Raw genomic sequence first — 22,747 nt, 5'->3', positions numbered from 1 at the left:
CCGGTCGATACCCGGCTCTCCCCACTTTTTAGGTGGTGCCCCTACCGCCTTAGAAATCCCAGCGAGTGGTCACCATCACGTTGCGTGGGTCGCCGTAGTAGGCGGAGTCATAAAAACCGATGTTGGTGAAGTACGCCTTGTCGAACAGGTTGTTGACGTTGACGGTGGCCGACAGGTTGTCGGTGAACTGGTAGCGCGCCATCAAGTCCACCAGCCAGTACGGGTCTTGGGTGAATTTTTCATAGCGTCCCGCACGGTTGTCGTAGCCCCAGTTCGTCGAGCAGGGTATCGGTTGAGATCAGCAGCGAGCGGGCAATGGCACTGAGATAGCCCCGAGGCTTCGTAGCAGTTGACGAGCCTTGCGAGGCTACGTCCGACTGTGAAACAGTCGTCAATCAGACTGTCGCGGTCTTTGAGTTAAACCGTGCTGTGAGGGTTTACGATCGCTGCGCAATCGGACGTAGCCTCGCAGGCTCGGCAACTGCTACGGGCTGTAAATTCCTAAAACCGTCCGCTAATGCCCAGCAACGGGCCTTTTTGCACGATGTCGTACACAAACCCGTCGTTGCGATAGTTCACGCCCATGGCCCGGTAGCCGGCCACCGCCGAAAATCCGGGGGTGAACTCCCAGCCGGCCAGCGCTGCCAGGTCCCAGTCTTCACGGGATTGCCCGGCACCCACCATGCCCCAGGAGGACAACCAGAACCGCTCACTCACGGCATAGCGCCCCCGCAGCCCGACCATGGCGTCTGCCCACGTGGCGTTGTCAGAGCCGGAATGCCCTGAAGCCTGCCCACCATGCAGGGTGAGGGTGGTGCTGCTGTACCAGACGCGCACGCCGCCCGCGACGTCGACCCGATAATCGTCATCGCCGAGCACCGTATAGCCGCCGCCCAAAAAGCCTGACGCCGTTTTGCCTTCAACCTCAAGCTTGGACCCGGTTGGCAGGCGGCTGCGGGTGTCGGTGTCGATGTACATCAGGTCGGCAAGCACGCTGTAAGGCCCGCGCCGCGCTTCACCCATGAACATCAACGACATGTCGACGGTGCGTGCGATGTCCGAAAAGTCGGACTTCACAGAGGCCGTCCCGGTGCTTTTGTGGCCGACGTGCCCACGAATACCGGCGCCCCACAGATAAGGCCCGCCGTTGAACTGCCATTCATCGCTGTCTGCCGCGTTGGCAACCGTCGGCAGGCCGCTTGCAGCGCTCGCCAAGGCCCCGAACAACAGGGCCAGATGCACGTGTTTACGCCGCAACGAAGTGTTACTGAGCCTCATGGCGCATCCCCGCTCAGTGCTGCGTCAACGAGAGCGCGACGCCCTCGGCGGCGCAGTTTTCTGTCGGCGTGTTGCCTGCTTTTTGTGCCGCCTGAATTTCTTCCTTCGCTGCTGCCAGGTCCTTCAGGAACGCCGGATTGCTGTGCAGACTGGCCACGGTGGCAGCGCCCATGATGCGCCCGGCGTCTACATCGCTTTGCCAGTGGGCGTTGCAGATGACGCGGCTTTGGCCGTACGCCAGGCCACGGGTCATCAGTTCAGTGGCGCGTGCCGGGTTCACTTCTGCGAGGATCAAGCCCCAGGCCCAGCCCGCCGCCGAGTGCCCGGAAGGCCAGGAACCGTCGGTGCGCAGCAGCGGTTCCATGTCTTTGCGGCAGGTGCCTTCGTCATGCACCACAAACGGACGGGTGCGGTTGTAGGCGTTTTTCCCGGCATACGTGGAGCCACCGGCATCCGTCAGCGTGCGCTGCATCAAGGTGTACAGGTGCGGCGTGGTCTTCTCGCTGATCTGTGTCCCCATCGCGCACGAGAACGTGTTCGCGGGGCCTGGGAACGACAACTCTGCATCTGTTGCGGCGAGTGCCTCCCGGGCCGTGCCACGCAGTGCCAGCGCCGCCCGCCGAGCTTCTTCATCTCGCGCCAGCGCCGCGGAGTCGGGCTTGGGCGGCGCGCCGAGCAATGCCAGGCGCAGCGGCAGGTCGGCCGGGTTGAGGTAGCCCGGAGCCAGCTTGAAATGAGGGTCCGTGATCTTGGTGGCCGCCTCTTCGGCCAGCACCAGCCCCGACCACAGCAGGCCAGTCAGGGACACGGTCAGCCCCAACTGCTTATGTCGTTGTTTCATCGCGTGTTCCCTTGTTTGTTCTGTGGCGGATGGCAGCGGTGTGAGTGGTTAATCAAAACGAGTACAGCGCGTTCAGATAAGCGCCAGCGCCGACCTTTTCACCCGTGAGCGGGCTGTTGCGGGCATCGGAGACCAGCGCGTAGGTTTTGACCCCGCCTTCAAGGGCGATCTGTGGCTGCCATTGCCAGGTGAGGCCCAGCTTCAAAGTCACGTCACGCATCCCGCCGCCTGGGTGGTATTCCTCGAACTGGGTGCGGGCCGCTTGCTGAGCCGTGACGCCAAAGCGCGCCATCATGTCGTTCTCATTGCTCCAGGTGCCGTACAGCGTCGAGTCCAGGGTCAATGTCGACGACAGCGCGTAAGCCGTGGCAAAACCGGCTTCAAGGTAGGCGGTTTTGCCCAGGCGTTCGCCGCCGTAATTGCGGTTGTCGCTCGAGCGCAGGCCGCGCACAAACAGGCGACCGGCCGGCAGCGTCCAGTACGCCTCAGCCCCCACCAGCGCGGTGCTGTCCAGGTTGCCCATGCCCCGCAGATAGTCATCGCGGCCGTCCAGGGTGTGGATTCGTTCTTTGCGGCCCTGGTCATAACCGATCAGCAGCGCAAAGCCGAAAGGCGACAAGCCCGGCAAGTCCCAACGCAGGCCCTCCGGGAACGCCGCGCTGAACGTGCCCCACTCTTGGGTCGGCAACACGGCCTTCAATTTCAGCGACGGGAAGGCTGCGTAGTGCGAAGAACCTTCGTACAACGGGCCGACACCAAGGCCGCCACCCACCGTCACGGATGGCTCATTTGCGTTGTCTGCGTGTGCCGGCAGCGCCAACGCCAATGCGAGCGTCGCACCTGTCATGAGGGCCACGGGATGCTTTAGAAAGTTTGAACCGCCGATGGTTGTCATTGCTTGTTTCCTTGGTTGTAAAACCAAACGTGTGAGCGTGTGTGCCGGGTTAAAGAAGTCGGGTGGTATGGATTAGCGGGCGACAAGCTCTGGCTTGGGGAAGCTCCATTGGCCATTGAGTAGTTGTTCGCTCGGCTGATAAAGCCTGACCGTGTAGTTCCAGCCGGGCGTGGTAGGCAGGCAATTGGCGATCGTCGCGTTGCAACCGCCGAACTGAATGACAATCGAGCCATCCTCACTTTTCTTGGCGGTGAGGTTGTTCAACGAATAGGCGTCTTGGGGGTTCTTCTGGAAGTAACCGTCGGCGTTATAAACACTGACCGACCAAAAACCTTTGACCGGGACTTCGCCTACTTTCAGGCGGTAAACGGCGTGCCCATCGTTCTGCGGCATCACGCCGCCCAGGTAGATAGCGTCCTTGGCCGGGTTGCCGCCCCATCCCGTGGCAGTGCCGATCAAGTGATGGATCGGGTTGACCGCACCCTTGGGGCCAAAGGACTGGTTGTAGTCAGGGATCGTCGAGCCCAACACCTCCAACGCTGCACGCACTTTGGCCTGGCTGGCCGGGTCCCACTTAGGCACCACAAATTCGCCAACCTTGGCCTGGCTGACCGTCATTGCATCCTGCAGTGCATGGACCTTCTCGAGGTCTTTGCGATCTGCGGGATCGAAGAAGGTGCGCACCGCCACAAAGACATAGCGGGTGCCGACGGATTCTTTGGTCAGTGTCTGGCGACCGGCGCCGTAAGTGACGAGGGGCACGTAGTGATCTTCATTGATCACCGCCATCGACATGAAACGCCCATCGGCCTCAGGCAAGGTAATGGTGACGGGGCCTGCATCAAGATCGAACACCGCTGACGAATAGAGCGTGTCCCGGTTCATTCGCACCACATTCTGGGCGTCGATGGGCACGGCTTCGCGGCTATGAACAAAGCGGCCCAAACTGCCCGTTGCCACCATCTTGCCCAAGTAAAGGTCGGACTCGGCACGGACAAAGTTATCCACACCCACCGGTATCGCCGCCTCAGGGGAGGATTGAGCGTTCGCACTTCCAACTACTGCCAGCGCCATGGCAAGGATGTAGATCGCATGTAAAGGGGGCATTTAAACCTCTGGGTTTATTGATTGGCGTTAGTTTTTTGACTGTATAAGAACGCCCTAGCGCAAACTTGCCATTTGGTGCCAAAAGCAATGTGAGCGCGCACGCGAAGGCCGCCCCGTAAAGGGGCCGCGCGCAATGGAGAGGGGTTAGGCGGGGGTATTAACGGTCTTGTTTCAAGAGGCTGCGATAGTGCGACGGCGGGCTGCCCGTCCAGCGTTTGAAGGCGCGAGTAAAGTGCGCGGGGTCGCTGTAGCCGACCATGTAGGCAATTTCGGTGGCGCTGTATCTGGCGCTGGCAATCAACTGCATGGCTTCACTGCGGCGTGTCTCGTCACGCAATGCATCGAAGTCGATACCGCAATGTTCCAGGCGCCGTTGGAGCGTGCGGGCAGACAGCCCGATCTTTCGTGAAACAGTCACAAGTTTGGACAACTCCTGATCCGCGATCTGCTGCACGAGCGCGTCCGCGGCGTCGGAGGTCGACTTCAAGGCCAGGGTGGTTTTCCAGGCACTGTCCCGAACAGGCTGCAGAGGTGTCTCGAGCAAATCACGATCAAACTCGATCATGTTGTGCTCCGCATTCATCACCAGATTCGGCCCCAGATACTCCTCAAGCGCCTCGTCGCCGCGCTCTCGCGGGTTTTTCAGATGCACACGAATGGCGCCGGGCTCGCCGGACATCAGCGGGATCTTTCTCAACAGCGCCAGCGTGCCCAAAATCACCTGCTTGGGGTCGGCCCCGTGGTGCCCGTTAAAGTGATGAACCAGCTTCGTCATCCGGCCTTCGGTGATGATCTTCACGTCACTGCCTTGATGCAGCAAATCCGTGTGCACCGCCGCCAGTGCACACGCCTGAGCCAGATTGGTCGAGCCCAACACCCATTCGCCCCACACGCCGAGCGAACGCACCTCAATCAAATGCCCCACCGACGCCCCGGCAAACGGGTCCTGAGCGACCGCCGCCATCTCATTGGCAATATGAAAACACGCCGCCCGTGGAATCCACGCCTCAGGGTTCTGAAACACCTGCGGAGAAATCCCATAACGCCGAAAAAACTCCAGCGGCGACACCCCGCGCATCCCCAGATAAGGAGCAATTTGCCGAAGCGTACTGAGCTTTATCGAGGGCGCAGCATTCGTCATCGCGTTCATACCTGATCAAAAGGCAAAAAATCGGCAGGGAGCAGCGGGAATAGGGTGTTTGCGCCTGTAGGCGCGGGTGATGGCACAGTTAACACGATGTTTGTTTCAGGGACAAGGCGGTGGCGTTCAAGGTGTTTTCGGAGAAGTAAAAACTAAAGCACGGTTCGCCGGATTGGTGGTTGTAGTGTTGATTAGTTTGGCTCGGTGGGCGCAACCCTACATCCTTCGGAGTGCTGAAAGAATGTTATATCCAATCGCAATTAGCCCTGGTGATGAGCGGCATGCTTGGGGGTAGAAGTGCCTGATATACCGGGCTGCTTCTCTGCGGGGGATGATCTCGATGATGCAATGGCCATGGCCCGAGAAGCCATCGAGGGGCATCTGGAAATACCCGGAAGAAAAAAGTCGTTCTGGGTTTCTGGCATCAGCAGCCTTGAAGGTCTTGCAGGAAGCTTAGGCTGACAGAGAGTTATGCGCCCCACACCTAGGTTGGAATGGATACCTGAGAAGAAATTGACCCATCTGTATGGCGCAATGCTGTTCACATAAGCGAAAGCGAACCCTGTAGGAGCGAGCTTGTCTCGCGATCTTTTGATCTTTTAAAAGCTCGCGAGACAAGCTCGCTCCTACAGTTACTCGTACGCATCTCATAAGTGAACAGCATTACGTCTGTATGGCGGGTTTTCTTTAGGGGCCGGATCCATTAAGGGGGCAGATTACTTGACTAGTTCAAGCTCGCTACAAGACGCGTTTAAATCAATGAGCTGTTTTGATACGGCCAATCAGCGAGCCGGCTTCAAAGTAAGCCCCCGGTAGTTGGATAACTTGAACGTCGCCAGCACAGGGGGCCAGAACCGAAGTTTCCATTTTCATCGCTTCTAATACGGCGATAACTTGGCCGGCACTCACCGTCTCACCGTCCTCGACGACCCAGGTATGCAGGTTGCCTGCTACCGGCGTCAGTATCGCCTGCGGATCAACTGTCTCGCTTGGGCTTGCGCTTTCGCTGGCAGGGCCAACTGCGTTCAGGCTCATGCCGCGCAACAAGGCTGCGGGCAGACCCAGTTCGTGGCGCTTACCATCAATTTCGACGAAGGTGCGCAGTACTTCTGGGGTCCCCGACTGGGCGTTGCGGGGGGCGATGGTGATTTGTTCGGCGAAGTCGGTCTCGATCCAGCGAGTGTGCACGTCAAATCGCTCAGCGCTGGTGAAGTCGGCATGGTCCATCACGGCCCGGTGGAACGGCAGCACTGAGGCGATGCCTTCGATGTTGAATTCCGCCAGGGCGCGACGGGCGCGGGCTATCGCTTGCTCACGAGTGGCACCGGTGACAATCAGCTTGGCCATCATCGAGTCGAAGGTGCTCGGCACGCTGGAACCGCTGACCACGCCGCTGTCCAGTCGTACGCCGGGGCCAGAGGGCGGCAGGAATTCTGTGATCTGCCCGGGGGTGGGCAAAAAGCCTTTGCCTGCGTCTTCGGCGTTGATGCGAAATTCAAAACTGTGGCCGCGCGGGGTCGGCGTTTCACTGAACGACAACGGCAAGCCGTCGGCAATACGCAGTTGCTCAATCACTAGGTCGACGCCGGTAGTTTCTTCGGTCACCGGGTGCTCGACCTGCAAGCGTGTGTTGACCTCGAGGAACGAAAGGGTGCCGTCCTGGCTGAGCAGGAACTCCACGGTGCCGGCGCCGACGTAGCCGGCCTTGGCGCAAATATCCTGGGCCGATTGATGGATACGCTGGCGCTGTGCGTCGCTGATAAACGGCGCGGGCGCTTCTTCCACCAGCTTTTGGTTGCGTCGTTGCAGCGAGCAATCACGTGTGCCGACCACCACCACCTTGCCGTGTTTGTCGGCCATTATTTGCGCTTCAATGTGCCGAGGGCGGTCGAGGAATTGCTCAACGAAACATTCGCCACGGCCAAACGCTGCTTCGGCTTCGCGCACCGCCGAGGCAAACAACTCGGCGACTTCGTCCAGGCGCCAGGCTACTTTCATGCCGCGTCCGCCGCCCCCGAAGGCCGCCTTGATGGCAATCGGCAGGCCGTGCTGCTCGGCAAAGGCCACCACTTGGGCGGCGTTTTCGACCGGCCCAGGCGTACCGGCCACCAGGGGAGCACCGACCTGCTGAGCGAGCTTGCGCGCCTCAACCTTATCGCCCAACACATCAATGGTCTCGGGGTTGGGGCCAACCCAGATCAGCCCGGCGTTGATCACCGCGCGGGCGAAGTCGGCCCGCTCAGACAGAAAGCCATAGCCTGGATGCACGGCGTCAGCTGCGCTGCGTTTGGCGACAGCCAGTAGCTTTTCGATGTCCAGGTAGGTCTCGGCAGGGCGTTGGCCATCCAGAGAATAAGCTTCGTCGGCCTGGCGCACGTGCAGCGCGTCAATGTCTGCGTCGGCATAGACGGCCACCGACTGCACACCGTAGTCGCGGCAAGCGCGAGCGATGCGGACGGCGATTTCACCACGGTTGGCGATCAATAATTTTTTCATGAAGGGTTCTTCGCATCGGCAGTTGAAAAAGAGGCTTCGGGGCTGAGATGCATTTCTTCAAACGGATCCAGCGGGTTGAAGCGAATCTGTGCATTGACCGGTATCTGTCCTGCCAAATCCAGATGGTGGGTGGCAACCGAGGCAATCACCGGATAACCCCCCGTCAGTGGGTGGTCGGCCAGGAACAGCACCGGTTGGCCGCTGGCGGGAACCTGGATTGCGCCTACAGAAGTGCCTTCGCTGGGCAACTCCTGATGATTGAAGCGCTCCAGGGGTGTATCACCAGACAGACGGATACCGACCCGGTTTGATTGCGAGGTGACGCGCCACAACTGGCTGCTCAGACGCTGGATGGCGTCTTGGGTAAACCAGTCGGTTCGCGGCCCCATCACCACATCGAGGGTGACAATGTTGTCGGTGGTCGGCAGTTCAAAGGCAGGGGCTTCGGTCAGGGATACGCTGGTGCCGGTGACCGGTGCGGTAAAGCCCAGTCGGTCGCCCACTGCCAGAGCTTCAGGCCCGAGCTGCGCCAGGGTATCGGTGGACAGGCTGCCGAGCACCGGCGTGACATCGAAACCCCCACGGATTGCCAGATAACTGCGCAACCCGGCCTTGGGTGAGCCCAGGCTCACGCGGTCGCCCGCTTCCAGCTCGATAGGCTGATAGTTGCTGGCTTGCCATTGCAGGCCGCTGGCGTTGGTGATGGTGACCGGGGTGTGTGCGCCGGTAATGGCGATCAAAGCACTGCCATGGCAAATGAAGCTCAGGCCTCCCAGTACCGATTCCACGCAGGCCATGTCCGAAGGGTTGCCGACGGCACGGTTGGCCGAGCGCAGAGCACCAAGGTCCAGTGCGCCGGAGCGGGACACGCCCTGGCCGGTTTGGCCGGGGCGGCCCATGTCCTGCAATACGCTATGCAGGCCTGGGCTAATGATCTCCAGAAACGTCCCTGTAGTGGCGTCGGTGCGTGCTGGCGTCGAAGGCAGCGGCAGGCCACTGGCAGGCAATGGGCCGGCATCGGTGAAGCGTACTTTATAGCCAGGGCGCAGCAGGGCAGGCTCGGCGCGGTTCAGGTCCCACATCTGCAACGGCGTGACGCCGATGATCTGCCATCCACCCGGGCTGGCTTTGGGATAGACGCCGCTGAAGTCGCCCGCCAACGCCACGGCACCGGCAGGGATGCGAGTGCGCGGCGTTTGCCGACGAGGCACCTGGAACCCGGCGCCGCCCGTCAGGTACGCGAAGCCCGGTGCGAAACCGCAGAACGCCACGCTGTAGTCATGAGCGGTGTGACGCTGGATGACCTCTGCGCGGTTGATGTTCAGCAGAGTTGCGACTTCGTCGAGGTCTTCGCCGTTGTAATGCACCGGGATTTCTACCCGGCGGTGTTCGACCTCGCGGCGCTGGCTGAGGTCTTGGCCAGCGATGCGGTTGACCAGCGTCTGACGCTCGAGGGTGCTGGGGCGGAACTGGATCATCAACGTGCGTGCGGCAGGAACGATCTCCTCCACACCCGCAATTGGCTCCGCCGTCAGGGCGTCGAACAAGGCCAGGGTTTCGTCCAGATCTTTCAATTCGACGAGCAGGACGTCCAGGTTGACCGGTAGAAAGCGCACAGGGAACTCCTAGACGTGGTAAGTGCTGTCAGGCACGTCGGTGATAAACATATAGCCCGGCGAGTGGGTGATGGCGAAGGGTACGCCAGAGGCCATGACTGCGGCCTGAGGGGTGACACCGCAGGCCCAGAACACCGGAACTTCGCCAGGCTTGATGCTGACGGCATCGCCGAAATCGGGTCGACTCAGATCGTTGATGCCCAGTCGCCCAGGCTCGCCGATATGGACTGGTGCGCCGTGCACTGAGGGGTAGCGCCCGGAGATACTGCTGGCCTCGGCCACGCGATCAGCCGGAATCGGACGCATGGAAACCACCATTTCGCCCTGTAACCGCCCGGCAGGACGGCAGGCGCGGTTGGTGCGGTACATCGGCACATTGCAGCCATCGGTGATGTGTCGCACTTCGATGCCCGCTTCTTGCAGCGGGGTTTCAAAGGTAAAGCTGCAACCGATCAGAAACGCGACCATGTCGTCGTGTTCAGCCCAGGCTTGGGTTGCGTCGCTGACTTCTTGCGCCAATGCGCCGTCGCGCCAGATGCGGTACTTCGGGATGTCGGTTCGCAGGTCCGCGCCTTCAGCCAGGAAGGTGGTCGGGCTGCCGACGTCGCTGACATCTAAAACCGGGCAGGCTTTGGGATTGCGCTGCGCGTAGAGCAAAAAGTCGTAGGCCCAGTCGCGGGGCAAGGCGATCAGGTTGGCTTGGGTCATGCCGGGTGCAACACCTGCCGTGGGGGTAACCAGACCGTTGCGGTAAGTGCCTCGCGCCTCGCGGGCTGCGGCGATGGCGGTCTGACGGGCCCGATCAAAGGCATTCATCGGCGTTCTCCGGCAAAGGGTTGCAAAGAGGTATTGGCGTGTTCCAGTACGCGGCGCAGCTCGCGGGCCATCTCTACGGCGGCGGGGCTGTCGCCATGCACACAAATTGAGTCGGCCTCTATCCTGACGAGGCTACCGTCGATGGCTTCGATGAAGCCTGACTGAACCAGACGCAACATGCGCTGGGCCACGAGCACGGGATCGTGAAGAACGGCCCCGGGCTCGCGCCGCGAAACCAGCGTTCCCTCTGGCGTATACGCCCTATCAGCGAAGGCTTCGGCGACGCACTGCAAACCTTCGCTACGGGCCAGCTCAATCAGGGGGGAGCCCGCCAGAGCGACAAGCACCAGCGCAGGATCAATGGCGCGGATCGCCTCAATCACCGCCATAGCTTGTCTGCGGTCGTGAGCGATAGTGTTGTACAAGGCTCCGTGGGGCTTGACGTAGCGCACCGAGGTGCCAGCAGCCTTGGCCAGGGCCTGCAGCGCACCGATCTGATAAATCACGTCGGCGGTCAGTTCGTCGCTGGCCACGTCCATGTTGCGGCGGCCAAAGCCAACCTTGTCCGGGTAGGACACGTGAGCGCCAATCGTGACGTTCTTTTCGGCAGCGGCTTTGAGTGTCTGCAGGATGCCCGCCGGGTCGCCAGCGTGAAAACCACAGGCGACATTGGCGCTGGTCACGATGTCGAGCATCGCTGCATCGTCGCCCATACGCCAGGCGCCGAAGCTCTCTCCCAGGTCGCTATTAAGATCAATCGAATGCATTTGAAACTACCTCCTGTAATCAGGCTGCGCCAATGAACGAAAAGATGGCACCGGCCGACTTGTACGCCATGTACCACGACAGCAGGCAGGTCAGAATGCCCAGCACCAACAACCAACGTGGATAGTGGTAGCCATCCATCAGGTCAGACCGAGCCCAGCCCACGTACATGAAGATGCTCAGGCCCAGCGGCAGGATCAAACCATTGAAACCGCCCGCAAACACCAGCAACGCGGCCGGTGGCTTGCCCAGCACCATATACACCGTCATGCAGATGACGATGAAAACCACGGTGGCGAGGTTACGAATGCGCTCAGTGATCTTCTTGGAAAACACCGTGATAAAGGACATCGATGTATAAGACGCGCCGATGACACTGCTGATACCCGCCGCCCATAGCACCAGACCGAACATCATCATGCCGATGTCGCCTGCTGCTGCCTGGAATGCCTGACCAGCAGGGTTTGCACCCTTGCCAGACACGTCTATAACCACTCCGCTTGCCACCACACCCAGAATAGCCAGAAACAATACGTAACGAGCGATGCCAGTGACCAAGATACCGGTCAGTGCCGCACGGGATACGGCCTGAATGTTTTCTACGCCAACGGTGCCGCGATCAAGCAGACGATGAGCGCCTGCATAGGTGATGTAACCGCCTACCGTGCCGCCGACGATGGTGGTGATGGAGGCAAAGTCGATGAAGTCAGGCCATACCGACTGGCGCAGGGCTTCGCCCAGCGGAGGATGGGTCGCGAAGCATGCGAACACGATCAGGCATATTTTCAGGATGCCCAGCCCCATCATTATCCGGTCCATCGCTACGCCTGCGCGATGAGACGAGAAGATCGCAATGGCGAGCAGCGCACTCAAAACACCGCCCCATTTAGGATCAAGGCCGGTCAGCGCATTCAAGCCCAGACCTGCACCGGCAATGTTACCCAGCATGAACACCAGGCCACCGCACAGCACCAACACGGTCAGCAAGTAGCCACTGCCCGGAATAGCCGCATTGGCCAGATCGGCCGCGCGCATTTTAGTCAGCGACACGATGCGCCAGACGTTCAGTTGAACGACGAAATCAATCAGGATTGACGCCAGAATGCCGAAGGCAAACGCAGCACCCAATGTTGCCGTGAACGTAGCTGTCTGGGTCAGGAAGCCTGGCCCGATAGCAGACGTGGCCATCATGAAGATGGCGGCGACTAAAGACGCCCGCCGCGCCTTTGTGAACTCTTTTGTTGTCGTTGTCACGGCATCATTCCTACGGTGAGAGATACCTCGACTGAGCAATGAACATGCCAAGACTCAAAGATCACCCCTGTTATGTAGGTTGATAAAGGGTTTCTTGTTGAACAATCCACAATTGATGGCTGATGCAAAAGCACAAAATTGTTACCTTAAACGCTTGCAGTGCTACTTAATGAAGCACGGTGCACGCTTCATCCTTGTGCCGTGCATTAAGCTCTGATGGAATAACCCTGCGGTTTTCCTCATCCTGGACCTCTTATGAACGACGCCTCTCCCATCCTTCCCCGAACCCTGGGAGAAACCATCACTCAAGAAATACGCAGAATGCTGGTCGAGGGTGAGCTCGTGCCCGGCCAACGTCTTTCAGAAGCCGCACTGGCAGAAAACCTCGATATTTCGCGCAACACATTGAGAGAGGCATTCCGGGTTCTGACGCGCGAGGGCCTGCTCAAACACGAACCCAACCGCGGCGTTACGGTTGCAGAACCTGACATGGCCTCGATCATCGACATCTACCGAGTGCGCCGCTTCATCGAGTGCAAGGCCATCGCCCAGGCCTACCCCCAGCACCCAGGCACCCTGCACATGCGTGAGGCGGTTGAATTAGGCGAGCGAGCGCGGGAATCGAAAGACTGGGTAGCGGTCGGCACTGCCAACATGATGTTTCACAAATCAATTGTCGAACTGGCGGATAGCCCGCGTCTGCAGGTGTTTTACGGGCAGATCTCGGCTGAGTTGCGGCTCGCTTTCGGGGTACTCAACGACCCCCAATTTCTGCACTTGCCGTTCCTCGATATGAACGCATCGATACTGACCTGCGTTGAAGAGGGCCGAGCAGGCGACGCTACGACCATGCTGGATGCCTACCTGGTGCAATCCGAGCGAACTGTCCTGGCCGCTTACGAGCGCAGCATGAAACGGTAGTCGCCTTGAGGTGGCGCTGGGGACCCGCATCGTAAGCGTCTGCCAAAGTCACCTTGCATGATCCCGGCAGATACCCACTGATGCGGCAGCAGTTGGTCAATCTCGCTCGCTGCGTCGGCAGTCGCGTCAGCACATCTTTGAGATAAGCATACGGATCATGCCCATTCATGCGACGTAGCCAGCGGAATCGGCTGCAATGGTCTCGCTTCGGGTTGCTCACAAATCACTACATACCCAGCCTAAAGAATGCACACACATACCCGAGGATTGTTTCGCGTCACGTTCCCGAGGCAGGAGTGGCCCACGGGGCCTGACTTATACCCCTGGTGAGTTGTCGTTCAGTTCACTGAATAGCGACTTTTTGAGCAATTCGCTAAATCGCGCAGCCGCAACGGGCAGCACGCGGCCTCGAAGCACGCCCAGTATCATCCTGCGCTGGTACCTCCTCAATTCTGATACAGGGAGGGCGACAAGGTCGTCGTCCACAAGGCGTTCACCTCCCTCTTTCCTGACCTGGAAACAAATCCCCCCGGTACGCCTGACAAAGTCCGTTAGAACCTGAAAGGAATTCGACTCCATTTGTGGGTAAATGCGGGTGCCATTACGTTTCAGGTATTCATCCAACAGGCGTCTGCCACCCCAGGAGGTGTCGGCCAGCGCCAATGGATAGTCTGCTGTTGATGAAATCGAAATGGACTCAGCGCTCGCCAGGACGTGATCGCGTTTCACCAGCGCGTGGATGGAGTAGGGGGCCTGGGCAAGTTCATGAAAATCAGCATTCTGCGAGGGGTTGAAAGCCAACCCCAGGTCGCAGTCATTGTCGACGACGGCATCGACCACTTTATCTGCGCCGGCGACCTTCACAGCAAAGCTGACCTTCGGATACTGGGTCTGGAACGTTGCAATCAGGTCAATCAAATGAACATCTGCAATCGCCGCCACTGCAGCGATTTTGATGTGACCGCGCTTGAGCCCTTCAAGCTCTCTAATGCTTGAATGAGCGTCCTCAGCGTCGCACAAGGCTTTTTTGGCGTAGGCAAGGTAGGTCTCACCCGCAGCGCTTAAACGCACACCCCGTGCGTGGCGCTCGAACAGCGGGGCGCTCAACTCTTCTTCAAGATCGAGAATGTGCCGGTTTAATGCCGACGAAGTCAGGTGAAGAAAGTTGGCAGCTTCTCTGATGGAACGATGGTGAGCGACAGCGACAAAGTAGCTCAGGAGCTTTACGTGCTTCATGACGTGGGACCACCTGAATGCCTGAAACGCATGGCTGAGTCCTGCTGGATACAGGTAAAGACTCGCCGCTTGGGATACGGCTGCGAGCTCTGCGATGGTAGCAGTAAGCCACAGACGCGGCGAGCGTACTCGCACCGCACAGGCCTTCTGGCGTTCGCTGCCTTTGACCGGCAATTTGAGTGCTGCTTTTTTTAGCTCACAGCGAGAGAAAAACACCGCTTCCCGGCTCACTCCATCGATTCCTACACTTTGATCACTATCTGTTTGGGGTGCGATCAAATGCGTTGGAAAGCCAGAGTTCAAAGATTTGAAGCCCAGTCGCCGAGCGATTTGTCCGCTGTCGACCAGGCCGCAGCCACGGGCCTGCTGGATGCCAAGCGGGTTATTGGGGTGTTGGGTAAAACCGAAGGGAATGGCTGCGTCAATGACTTCACGCGTGGCTACGCGACCGAGTCGGTTATCCAGTGCCTTGAGCGTCATGGGGCTGCGCACGATGCCCCGGCTGAGGAACGGGCGGTGGTGGTCATGTCGGGTGGCACCGAGGGTTGCCTTTCTCCCCATTGGATCGTCTTTGAAAAACTCCCGGATGACGCGCCTGAGCAGACAGAACCTCGGTTGGCCATGGCCCAAGCCGTCACCCGGGCTCTGATGCCAGAAGAAATCGGTACTTCAGTGCAAATTCAACTGGTGGCGGATGCCGTCAGGGCCGCGATGAAAATGGCGAGCATCGACAGTGCCGATGACGTGCATTACGTGCAGGTCAAATGCCCGCTGCTGACCCGCCAGCGTATCGCCGAAGCAAACGCCAGAGGGGCCAGCACCTCGACCACCGATACCTACAAGTCGATGTCCTATTCTCGCGCCGCCTCTGCGCTGGGGGTTGGCGTCGCCCTTGATGAGCTGGACGGCAAAACACCGGGCGAGCTTGGCCCGGGCATCTGCCAGGACTTCGACCTGTATTCCAGCCGCGCCAGCACTTCGGCCGGGGTGGAGCTCATGCACCATGAAATTCTGGTGTTAGGTAACTCCAGGGCGTGGGGCGGTGATCTGGTCATCGGACACCGCGTCATGAAGGACGCGATTGATCTGGATGCGGTGCAAGGGGTCCTTGGCGACCTTGGCTTCGAGTCAAGCAAGCAACTCTCAGCGGATGACCGTGACCGCTTGATTGCGGTGCTGGCCAAGGCCGAGCCGTCTCAGACCGGCACCATCAGAGGGGCTCGACACACCATGCTGGACGACAGTGATATCCCGGCGACCCGCCATGCCAGAGCGCTGGTGGGTGGCGTTCTGGCTGCCATGGTGGGTGACACCCGGCTCTTCGTTTCGGGTGGCGCCGAGCATCAGGGGCCGGATGGCGGTGGCCCGGTGGCGGCGATCGCGCGCCTCAAACGCCCATGACGGTCAGCTAAAACGCTTACTGCGGGCTCTTGCACCTGCCCTGAGCCAGAGAATGTGCTGAGGGCACTCCAGAAAACAAGCCGGACACCATCATGACTCTGAACCGTTCGAACCCTGATTCAACCGGCGCCGCCGTTGAGTGGCTGTATCGCCTGAGCCAGCAGCCACACGACAAAATCATCGGCCCCCTGAGCGGCCTTACCTTTGCGGTTAAAGACAACATTGATGTTGCAGGCGTACCCACCACCGCAGGGTGCCCGGCGTTTGCTTATATGGCCGATACCCATGCCGGTGTGGTCGAGCGAATTCTCGGCGCCGGTGCATCACTGGAAGGCAAAACCAATCTGGATCAGTTCGCGTGCGGCCTCAATGGCACCCGATCCCCATACGGCGCTGTTCCAAATGCCATCAACCCAGACATGATTTGTGGGGGATCGAGTGCAGGGTCGGCGTATGTGGTGGCAACCGGGCAGGTCGATTTTGCTCTGGGCACAGACACCGCCGGGTCTGGCCGAGTGCCCGCAGGGTTGAACAACATCGTGGGGTTGAAGCCTTCAAAGGGGCTTCTCAGCAATCGGGGGGTGGTACCTGCTGCCCGCAGCGCGGATTGCGTTTCGATCTTCGCCCGTACGGTATCGACGGCTGTTCAGGTCCTGTTAGTGGCCGCGGGTCATGATCCGCTCGACCCCTATTCAAAAGACCTTCACTTGAACACCGAACCCTTTGGCAACCGCTTTGTCTTTGGCGTGCCTGATGAGCTTGAATTCTTTGGTGACACCCTTAGCGAGGAGGCTTTCAAGCAAAGTATTGATCAGCTTGAAGCGTTGGGCGGTAAAAAACGGATCATCAGTTATGCACCGCTTAAACAAGCTGCCGCTTTGCTTTACGAAAGTGCACTTGTGGCTGAGCGATATGAGGCCATTCGAGACTTTTTCGACACCACATCGCACGCGGTGATCGAACCCGTTCGAAGCATCATTGCTCAAGGCAAGCAATACAGCGCCGCGGATTTGCTCGAAGCACAAACCGAGCTGCGACGCCTGGGCCAGATAGCGGCCGTGATGTGGCGTGACATCGATGTATTGCTGGTGCCTACGGCCCCCACGAGCTACACCCTGCGCGAGATGCAAGACAATCCGGTAGTCCTCAATCGAAACCTGGGCACCTACACCAACTTCGTGAATTTGCTGGACTACGCGGCCATCTCAGTGCCCAGTAGTTTTCGTTCTGATGGTCAGCCTTTTGGTGTCACGTTCATCGCGCCAAGCGGTAGCGACCTGCAATTGGCTGAACTGGCGCAGTGTTTTCACCATGCGACCGGCTTGACTCAAGGTGCCACCAGGCAGCCTCTTCCTGCGCTGGATCGCATTCTGAAATCGTCAGCCCAGTCGTCGGTGCTGGTCGCGGTGGTGGGCGCGCACCTCAGTGGTATGCCGCTCAATTACCAGCTTACAGAACGCAATGCGACGCTCGTGTCCACCACCCGCACAGCCGCCGATTACCAGCTCTACGCGCTTGCCAATACCTCGCCTCGCAAGCCTGGAATGATCCGGGTGGCCCCCGGGAAGGGCAGCTCTATCGAAGTAGAAGTGTGGCAGATGCCCATTTCGGACTATGGATCGTTTGTTGCGATGATTCCTGGCCCCTTAGGGATAGGGACGATCACGCTCGAGGATGGCAGGTCGGTGCAGGGGTTTGTGTGTGAGCCATTCGCGCTGGAGGGGGCGCTGGACATCAGCTCATACGGCGGCTGGCGCCCTTATGTGTCGTCGGGTGCGGGAGGTGGCGAATGAGCCCTGAAAAAAACTACGTCACGGCCATGTCCGTCCTGTTGGACCTCAACCTCAGCGAGGAGCAGCTTGAGCGCGTGGCCGAGCACTTTGCCAGGACGAAGCAGTTGGCCGGGTTGTTGGGCGCTGTGCCCATGACCCCATGGGATGAACCTGCCGAACTCTACCAGCCTTGCCCCTTTCCATCTGAGGCCAATCCGTCATGACTGTCACCGCCATGAACATCCGTGACGCCATCGTAAAAGGCGAGTTGAGTGCCTTGGAAGTGGTGCAAGACAAACTGGATCATATCCAGAGCACAAACGCGTCGTTCAATGCGTTCACTGAGGTCACGCGAGACCGGGCTTTGGCTGAGGCCAAGAGCATTGACGCGCTGCGTAAAGCCGGGGAGCCATTGCCGCCCCTGGCTGGCGTGCCTTATGCGGTAAAAAATCTGTTCGATATAGAAGGCGTGGTCACGCTCGCAGGCTCCAAAATCAATCGTGACAATGCCCCGGCAGCCGCTGATGCGTTTCTTGTAGAGCGCATGAAAGCTGCTGGCGGCGTCCTGTTGGGGGCCCTCAACATGGACGAGTACGCCTACGGGTTTACCACTGAAAACTCGCACTACGGGCCTGCACGCAACCCCCACGACACCGCGCGCTCGGCGGGCGGCTCATCAGGGGGGAGCGGCGCCGCTGTGGCTGCGGACCAGGTACCGGTTGCATTGGGCTCAGATACCAACGGGTCGATTCGGGTGCCGTCATCCCTGTGCGGGGTGTGGGGGCTCAAGCCAACCTTTGGACGGCTCTCTCGCAGAGGCTCCTACCCCTTTGTCCACAGCATTGACCACCTTGGGCCGTTTGCGAGTGACGTGTTATCCCTCGCGTACACGTATGACGCTTTGCAAAGCCCGGACCCACACGATCCGGCCTGCCACGCATTACGCGTCCAGCCCTGCCTGCCAAGCCTGCAGCAAGGCGTCGCCGGGTTACGGGTCGGTATTCTCACCGATTACTTTGACACCTATGCCAGCCCGCCTGCGCGTGCGGCGGCCCAGTTGGCTGCCAAACTGCTGGGGGCGACGGATGAAGTCCACTGGCCGAGCCCTGCCCAAGCGCGAGCCGCTGCTTTCATCATCACGGCCAGCGAGGGCAGTAACCTGCATGCGCACAACTTGAAGACTCGCCCTCAGGACTTCGAGCCCGTCTCGGTCGATCGCTTTTTGTCCGGTCTTATGCAACCGGCTACGTGGTACGTCCAGGCCCAGCGTTTCAGAAGAATGTACCGCGACCAGGTCAATGAACTGTTTGCCAATTGGGATGTATTGATCGCCCCCGCGACCCCCGTGCCCGCGCCCCAGATCGGCGCCGAGTGGATTGATATCAATGGTCTGCGCCATCCGTGTCGGCCTGCATTGGGCTTGTTGACCCAGCCGATTTCTTTCGCGGGCTGCCCGGTGGTCGCGGCGCCTATGTGGCCCGACAACACCGGGGGGCTGCCTCTGGGCGTACAGATTATCGCCGCACCCTGGCGTGAGGATCTTGCACTCAGGGCCGCCGCCGTCCTTGAAGACAGCGGGTATGCCACCGTTAAAGCCCATTACGCAGGACAACTGTGAAATGAATATCTCAGGTCTGGACATCAACCTTCCGCACGTCCATGCAGACGTCATGATTGCGTTCGAAGCCTATGAAGCCGCCCTCGTCAGTAATGACGTCAGTGTGCTCGACGAACTGTTTTTTAATTCGCCCTTCACATTGAGGTATGGCGCCACTGAAAACCTCTATGGCTACGAGGCGATCAAGGCATTCCGGGCGAACCGGCCGTCTATAGGTCTGGCCCGTAAAGTGCTTAGAACAGAAGTCACGACTTACGGTCATGACATGGCGACCACCAACATCGAGTTTCAACGCACCGGCTCTACGTCCATAGGCCGTCAGAGCCAGACGTGGTTACGCACAGACCAAGGCTGGCGGGTGGTATCGGCCCATGTGAGTGTGATGGGCTAAAGACGCCCCCATGCGCATGCCACCTGCATGCGCCCTCTATCACGAGGCCTGCGGCTACAGCGGCCCGTCTATAACTTTTGCACACCTGCCCCCACCCGATATGAGATGCAATGCAATGAGAAACCTCTTCAAGTGGACGGTAAAGCTGGATGGCGGTGAAGTGGTCGCTCCGAATGAGCGGCTCCCCTGGTCTCAAACGTTATTGATGGGGCTGCAGCATGTCTTCGCCATGTTTGGCGCGACAGTGCTGGCGCCGTTGCTCATGGGGTTCGATCCGAACGTGACCGTGCTCATGAGCGGGTTCGGGACGTTAGTGTTTTTTGTCATTACCAAAGGCAAGGTTCCCAGCTATCTGGGATCAAGCTTCGCCTTTATCGGTGTGACGGCAGCCGTCACCGGCTATACCGGCTCAGGGCCCAATACCCATATCGACCTGGCGCTGGGCGGCATTATTGTCTGCGGCATCCTGTACATATTGGCCGGGCTCGCGGTACAGGCGATCGGGTATCAATGGATCGAAAAACTGACGCCGCCCATTGTCACCGGAACCGTCGTCGCGGTCATTGGTTTAAACCTGGCGGCGATCCCCATCAAAACCATGGCGGCCAATCATTTTGATATTTGGATGCAAGTGATCACGTTCACCTGTGTCGCGCTGATTGCGGTCTTCACCAAAGGCATGATCAAAAGGATGCTGCTGTTGACCAGCTTGATTGCGTCCACAGCCATTTACTACGTGCTGACCAACCTCTTTGGGCTAAGCACGCCGATCGACTTCAGCCTTATTCAACAGGCGGCCTGGTTTGGCTTGCCCACCTTCACGGCACCCGCGTTTTCGTCAAACGCCTGCCTGCTGATCGCGCCGGTCGTCATCATTCTGATTGCTGAAAACGTTGGCCATTTAAAAGCCATCGGCTCCATCAGCAACAGCCCGATGGAGAAGCATTTTGGCCGAGCGTTTATTGGGGACGGGATCGCCACCGTGATAAGCGCCGGTGTGGGCGGCACAGGTGTCACCACCTATGCACAGAACATCGGCGTAATGGCCGCCACCAAAGTGTATTCCACCGCCTTGTTCGTCGTGGCCGGGTTGATGGCCATACTGCTGGGCTTGTCCCCTAAATTTGGTGCGCTCGTGCAGACCATTCCCACCTCGGTGATGGGCGGGATGACCATTGTCGTGTTCGGCCTCATCGCCGTCTCAGGGGCGAAGATCTGGGTTGAAAACAACGTCGACTTTAGTGACAACCGCAACCTGATGATTGCTTCCATCCCGCTCATTTTGGGCACCGGGCAGTTCACGCTGCACTTTGGAGGCTTTGAACTGGATGGCCTGGGCAGCGCAGCCTTTGCCGCCTTATTGCTGAATATTATTTTGAACTACAAGAAAAAAGCTGATGTGACGACGCCCACGCGTCCTCAGTAATTCAGAAACCCGCTGAAAGCGTCACAGCGGTTAAATAATAAAGCCAAGGTAACTTCTGGATTAATTGCACTTTGACAGGCCACTTTTCAACGATTGGAAAGTGGGCGTGCGCAGGTGGCTGTCATCTGGAAACAACTGAAGAGCGTAGCGCGTAAATCTTTTTAATAAGCACCGCAAAACTGCCGATTCAAATGCTTGCTTGAGCAGGCGCTTTAAAAAATTTTAATAGTCAGGAGCACGATAATGGCGCCTCGCAGTTTTTCGGCTGTAAATAAAGTGTTGGGTATGAGTGGCCTGGTGCTGCTCAGTGTCATGGGTAACACCGCAATGGCCGACGTGGCTGGCACCGCCCCTGAAGCTGAAAGTGTGGTGGACATGCTGTCCGAGGGCACAGTGTCCGGATCGCTGAGAATGCGTTACTACACCGACAAGAACGCTTACTTCGTCAAAGACCTGAATCAAGACACAGCTGGCTATGGCGGCTTCGTCAAATATGAAACCGCCGCGCTGAATGGCTTTAAGTTGGGCGGCAGCCTGATCTACCAAAGAACCTTCAACCGGCCTGACGACAAGGGCAGCGTAATTCCCGATATCGGCACCAACGTCACCAACATCGGCGAGGCCTACGTTAGTTGGGAGCATGACGCGTTCAAGATAACGGCCGGTAATCAGCGCGTTCAACTGCCGTGGACCAGTGACTACGACTGGCGCGTAGTGCCCGTCCTGTTCCAGGGCATTAATGTGCACTATGGCAACGACGATGACTTCCTCTCACTGGCGCGCTTGTACCGCTGGAAAGGCTGGGCCGATGACGGCTTTTCCCGAAACAGCATGTACTCAACGGATGAAAAAACAGCCGGAATGTGGAGCTTGGGCGGTGGCCGCTCAGTGACAGTCAACGGCCTTAAATACTCCGGCCAATTATGGCGCCAGCATTATTACGACTACACCAACGTGAGCTACGGCGAAGGCCACGTTTCAGCGGTGTCAGGCGATTTTCGACCCAATGCCGGTCTTCAATACATACGCGGCACGGGCGACGGACGTGAACTGGCAGGCACAGTCGACAACACAACCTTGGGGTTCCAGGCGGGGTTCGATTACAAAGCCTACAAAGTAGCCCTCGGCTACGACCACATCAAAGCGGCCCCGGGTGCGTACAACAACGGAAGCCTGGTAACGCCCTATGCCCACAACATGTCATCCGGCCCTTACTTTGCCCAGCCCTACTTCACCAGCACCCAAGACCTGGGAGCTGGTAATGCCTACTCGCTGGACGTCAGCACAGGCGCCGTTCAAAACCTGTTCCTGGGCGCCCGCTATTCATTCATGGACCTGACCGCCGTCGCCGGTACTGCCAGCCTCAACCAGTCTGAATACCTGCTCTACGGGATCTATAACTTCGCAGGCGCCCTCAAAGGCCTGAGCGTGGCCGAATGGGTAGGCGTGCAAACCTCCCCGGCACGAGACACCCGCTTCTTCCAGAACCGGTTGGAGGTTAGTTACAACTTTTAGAGGGGGAGAGGGCAGTGTGTTGGGGAGGGTGGTTTAGAAGGTGAAGACGAGAAAACCCGCTTGGAGGCGGGTTTTTTTGTAGGGGGAGGGATCAGACGAACGGTAGCTGTCGGCGGGGCTAGGTTTTCTACGGTTCTGGAGTTCGGTGGAATCGAATCTGGGATTTTTAAGGCATTAGTGTGCTGTTGGCCCGCACGTAAATCATCCTGTGCAGTGGCATATGGCCCAGGAAACCTGCTAAGGATGAATGTTGCAGAC

The 22,747-nt window shown here is 58.9% G+C and carries 19 protein-coding genes and 3 pseudogenes; 9 read left to right on the top strand and 13 right to left on the bottom strand.

Going from position 1 to position 22,747, the window contains the following annotated elements:
- Positions 1-49: 49 nt before the first annotated feature.
- The 6 genes and pseudogenes from TU84_RS25395 to TU84_RS02170 all read right to left on the bottom strand — a co-directional run.
- Positions 50-274: pseudogene (locus TU84_RS25395) on the bottom strand (TonB-dependent receptor domain-containing protein); the annotation flags it as partial.
- Positions 275-501: 227 nt separating this feature from the next.
- Positions 502-1,278, bottom strand: a complete 777-nt coding sequence (locus TU84_RS02190) for a hypothetical protein (protein WP_023102376.1) — start codon at positions 1,276-1,278, stop codon at positions 502-504.
- A 13-nt stretch (positions 1,279-1,291) separates the two neighbouring features.
- Complete coding sequence (locus TU84_RS02185) at positions 1,292-2,119, bottom strand: acid phosphatase (RefSeq protein WP_048366847.1); 828 nt, start codon at positions 2,117-2,119, stop codon at positions 1,292-1,294.
- 52 nt (positions 2,120-2,171) lie between these two features.
- Positions 2,172-3,014 (bottom strand): MipA/OmpV family protein, encoded by an 843-nt coding sequence (locus tag TU84_RS02180; RefSeq protein WP_048366846.1) that lies wholly within the window; start codon positions 3,012-3,014, stop codon positions 2,172-2,174.
- A 72-nt stretch (positions 3,015-3,086) separates the two neighbouring features.
- Complete coding sequence (locus TU84_RS02175) at positions 3,087-4,121, bottom strand: DUF1254 domain-containing protein (protein ID WP_048366845.1); 1,035 nt, start codon at positions 4,119-4,121, stop codon at positions 3,087-3,089.
- A gap of 157 nt (positions 4,122-4,278) precedes the next feature.
- Entirely contained in the window at positions 4,279-5,262 is a 984-nt protein-coding gene (locus tag TU84_RS02170; protein WP_048366844.1) for a helix-turn-helix domain-containing protein, read from the bottom strand.
- A 241-nt stretch (positions 5,263-5,503) separates the two neighbouring features.
- On the opposite strand from TU84_RS02170, the pseudogene TU84_RS25390 reads away from it, so the two are divergent.
- Positions 5,504-5,652 (top strand): annotated as a pseudogene (locus tag TU84_RS25390) (type II toxin-antitoxin system HicB family antitoxin); the annotation flags it as partial.
- Between the two features lie 366 nt (positions 5,653-6,018).
- On the opposite strand, the gene TU84_RS02165 reads toward TU84_RS25390, so the two are convergent.
- The 5 genes from TU84_RS02165 to TU84_RS02145 are packed head-to-tail and all read right to left on the bottom strand — an operon-like array spanning position 6,019 to position 12,209.
- On the bottom strand, positions 6,019-7,758 hold the full coding sequence (locus TU84_RS02165; RefSeq protein ID WP_048366843.1) for an acetyl/propionyl/methylcrotonyl-CoA carboxylase subunit alpha: 1,740 nt from the start codon (positions 7,756-7,758) through the stop codon (positions 6,019-6,021).
- Positions 7,755-9,374, bottom strand: a complete 1,620-nt coding sequence (locus TU84_RS02160; RefSeq protein WP_048366842.1) for a 5-oxoprolinase subunit B/C family protein — start codon at positions 9,372-9,374, stop codon at positions 7,755-7,757. Before TU84_RS02160 ends, TU84_RS02165 begins: the two co-directional genes overlap by 4 nt.
- 9 nt (positions 9,375-9,383) lie before the next feature.
- On the bottom strand, positions 9,384-10,190 hold the full coding sequence (locus tag TU84_RS02155) for a putative hydro-lyase (RefSeq protein ID WP_048366841.1): 807 nt from the start codon (positions 10,188-10,190) through the stop codon (positions 9,384-9,386).
- Complete coding sequence (locus TU84_RS02150; RefSeq protein WP_048366840.1) at positions 10,187-10,957, bottom strand: LamB/YcsF family protein; 771 nt, start codon at positions 10,955-10,957, stop codon at positions 10,187-10,189. Before TU84_RS02150 ends, TU84_RS02155 begins: the two co-directional genes overlap by 4 nt.
- 19 nt (positions 10,958-10,976) lie before the next feature.
- On the bottom strand, positions 10,977-12,209 hold the full coding sequence (locus TU84_RS02145; RefSeq protein ID WP_048366839.1) for an NRAMP family divalent metal transporter: 1,233 nt from the start codon (positions 12,207-12,209) through the stop codon (positions 10,977-10,979).
- A 255-nt stretch (positions 12,210-12,464) separates the two neighbouring features.
- Here TU84_RS02145 and TU84_RS02140 point away from each other — a divergent pair, with 255 nt between their 5' ends.
- Complete coding sequence (locus TU84_RS02140; RefSeq protein WP_082148607.1) at positions 12,465-13,130, top strand: GntR family transcriptional regulator; 666 nt, start codon at positions 12,465-12,467, stop codon at positions 13,128-13,130.
- A gap of 71 nt (positions 13,131-13,201) precedes the next feature.
- Here the strand turns inward: TU84_RS02140 and TU84_RS25385 are convergent.
- Positions 13,202-13,302, bottom strand: a pseudogene (locus TU84_RS25385) (transposase domain-containing protein); the annotation flags it as partial.
- A 143-nt stretch (positions 13,303-13,445) separates the two neighbouring features.
- Positions 13,446-14,597, bottom strand: coding sequence for a LysR family transcriptional regulator (locus tag TU84_RS02135; RefSeq protein ID WP_048366837.1), 1,152 nt, complete (start codon positions 14,595-14,597; stop codon positions 13,446-13,448).
- 48 nt (positions 14,598-14,645) lie between these two features.
- Here TU84_RS02135 and atzD point away from each other — a divergent pair, with 48 nt between their 5' ends.
- The 7 genes from atzD (at position 14,646) to TU84_RS02100 (ending at position 22,489) form a co-directional block, all read left to right on the top strand.
- Complete coding sequence (atzD, locus tag TU84_RS02130; RefSeq protein WP_048366836.1) at positions 14,646-15,767, top strand: cyanuric acid amidohydrolase; 1,122 nt, start codon at positions 14,646-14,648, stop codon at positions 15,765-15,767.
- A 92-nt stretch (positions 15,768-15,859) separates the two neighbouring features.
- Positions 15,860-17,560, top strand: a complete 1,701-nt coding sequence (gene atzF / locus TU84_RS02125; protein ID WP_082148606.1) for an allophanate hydrolase — start codon at positions 15,860-15,862, stop codon at positions 17,558-17,560.
- Positions 17,557-17,763, top strand: coding sequence for a DUF4089 domain-containing protein (locus TU84_RS02120; RefSeq protein WP_023102368.1), 207 nt, complete (start codon positions 17,557-17,559; stop codon positions 17,761-17,763). Before atzF ends, TU84_RS02120 begins: the two co-directional genes overlap by 4 nt.
- Positions 17,760-19,157 carry an AtzE family amidohydrolase gene (locus TU84_RS02115; RefSeq protein WP_048366835.1) on the top strand — a complete coding sequence of 466 codons (1,398 nt, stop codon included), beginning with the start codon at positions 17,760-17,762 and terminating at the stop codon, positions 19,155-19,157. The genes TU84_RS02120 and TU84_RS02115 overlap by 4 nt, the downstream gene beginning before the upstream one ends.
- Position 19,158: 1 nt before the next feature.
- Positions 19,159-19,548, top strand: a complete 390-nt coding sequence (hpxZ, locus tag TU84_RS02110) for an oxalurate catabolism protein HpxZ (RefSeq protein ID WP_241486370.1) — start codon at positions 19,159-19,161, stop codon at positions 19,546-19,548.
- Between the two features lie 115 nt (positions 19,549-19,663).
- Positions 19,664-20,974, top strand: coding sequence for a solute carrier family 23 protein (locus TU84_RS02105; RefSeq protein ID WP_023102365.1), 1,311 nt, complete (start codon positions 19,664-19,666; stop codon positions 20,972-20,974).
- 243 nt (positions 20,975-21,217) lie between these two features.
- Positions 21,218-22,489 carry an OprD family outer membrane porin gene (locus TU84_RS02100; protein WP_023102364.1) on the top strand — a complete coding sequence of 424 codons (1,272 nt, stop codon included), beginning with the start codon at positions 21,218-21,220 and terminating at the stop codon, positions 22,487-22,489.
- The last annotated feature ends 258 nt before the right edge of the window (positions 22,490-22,747 follow it).

It is taken from the genome of Pseudomonas helleri (genome assembly GCF_001043025.1).
Lineage (GTDB): Bacteria > Pseudomonadota > Gammaproteobacteria > Pseudomonadales > Pseudomonadaceae > Aquipseudomonas > Aquipseudomonas helleri.
The sequence above is the reverse complement of the archived record's forward strand: the minus strand, read 5'-3'. Positions and strand labels throughout refer to the sequence as shown.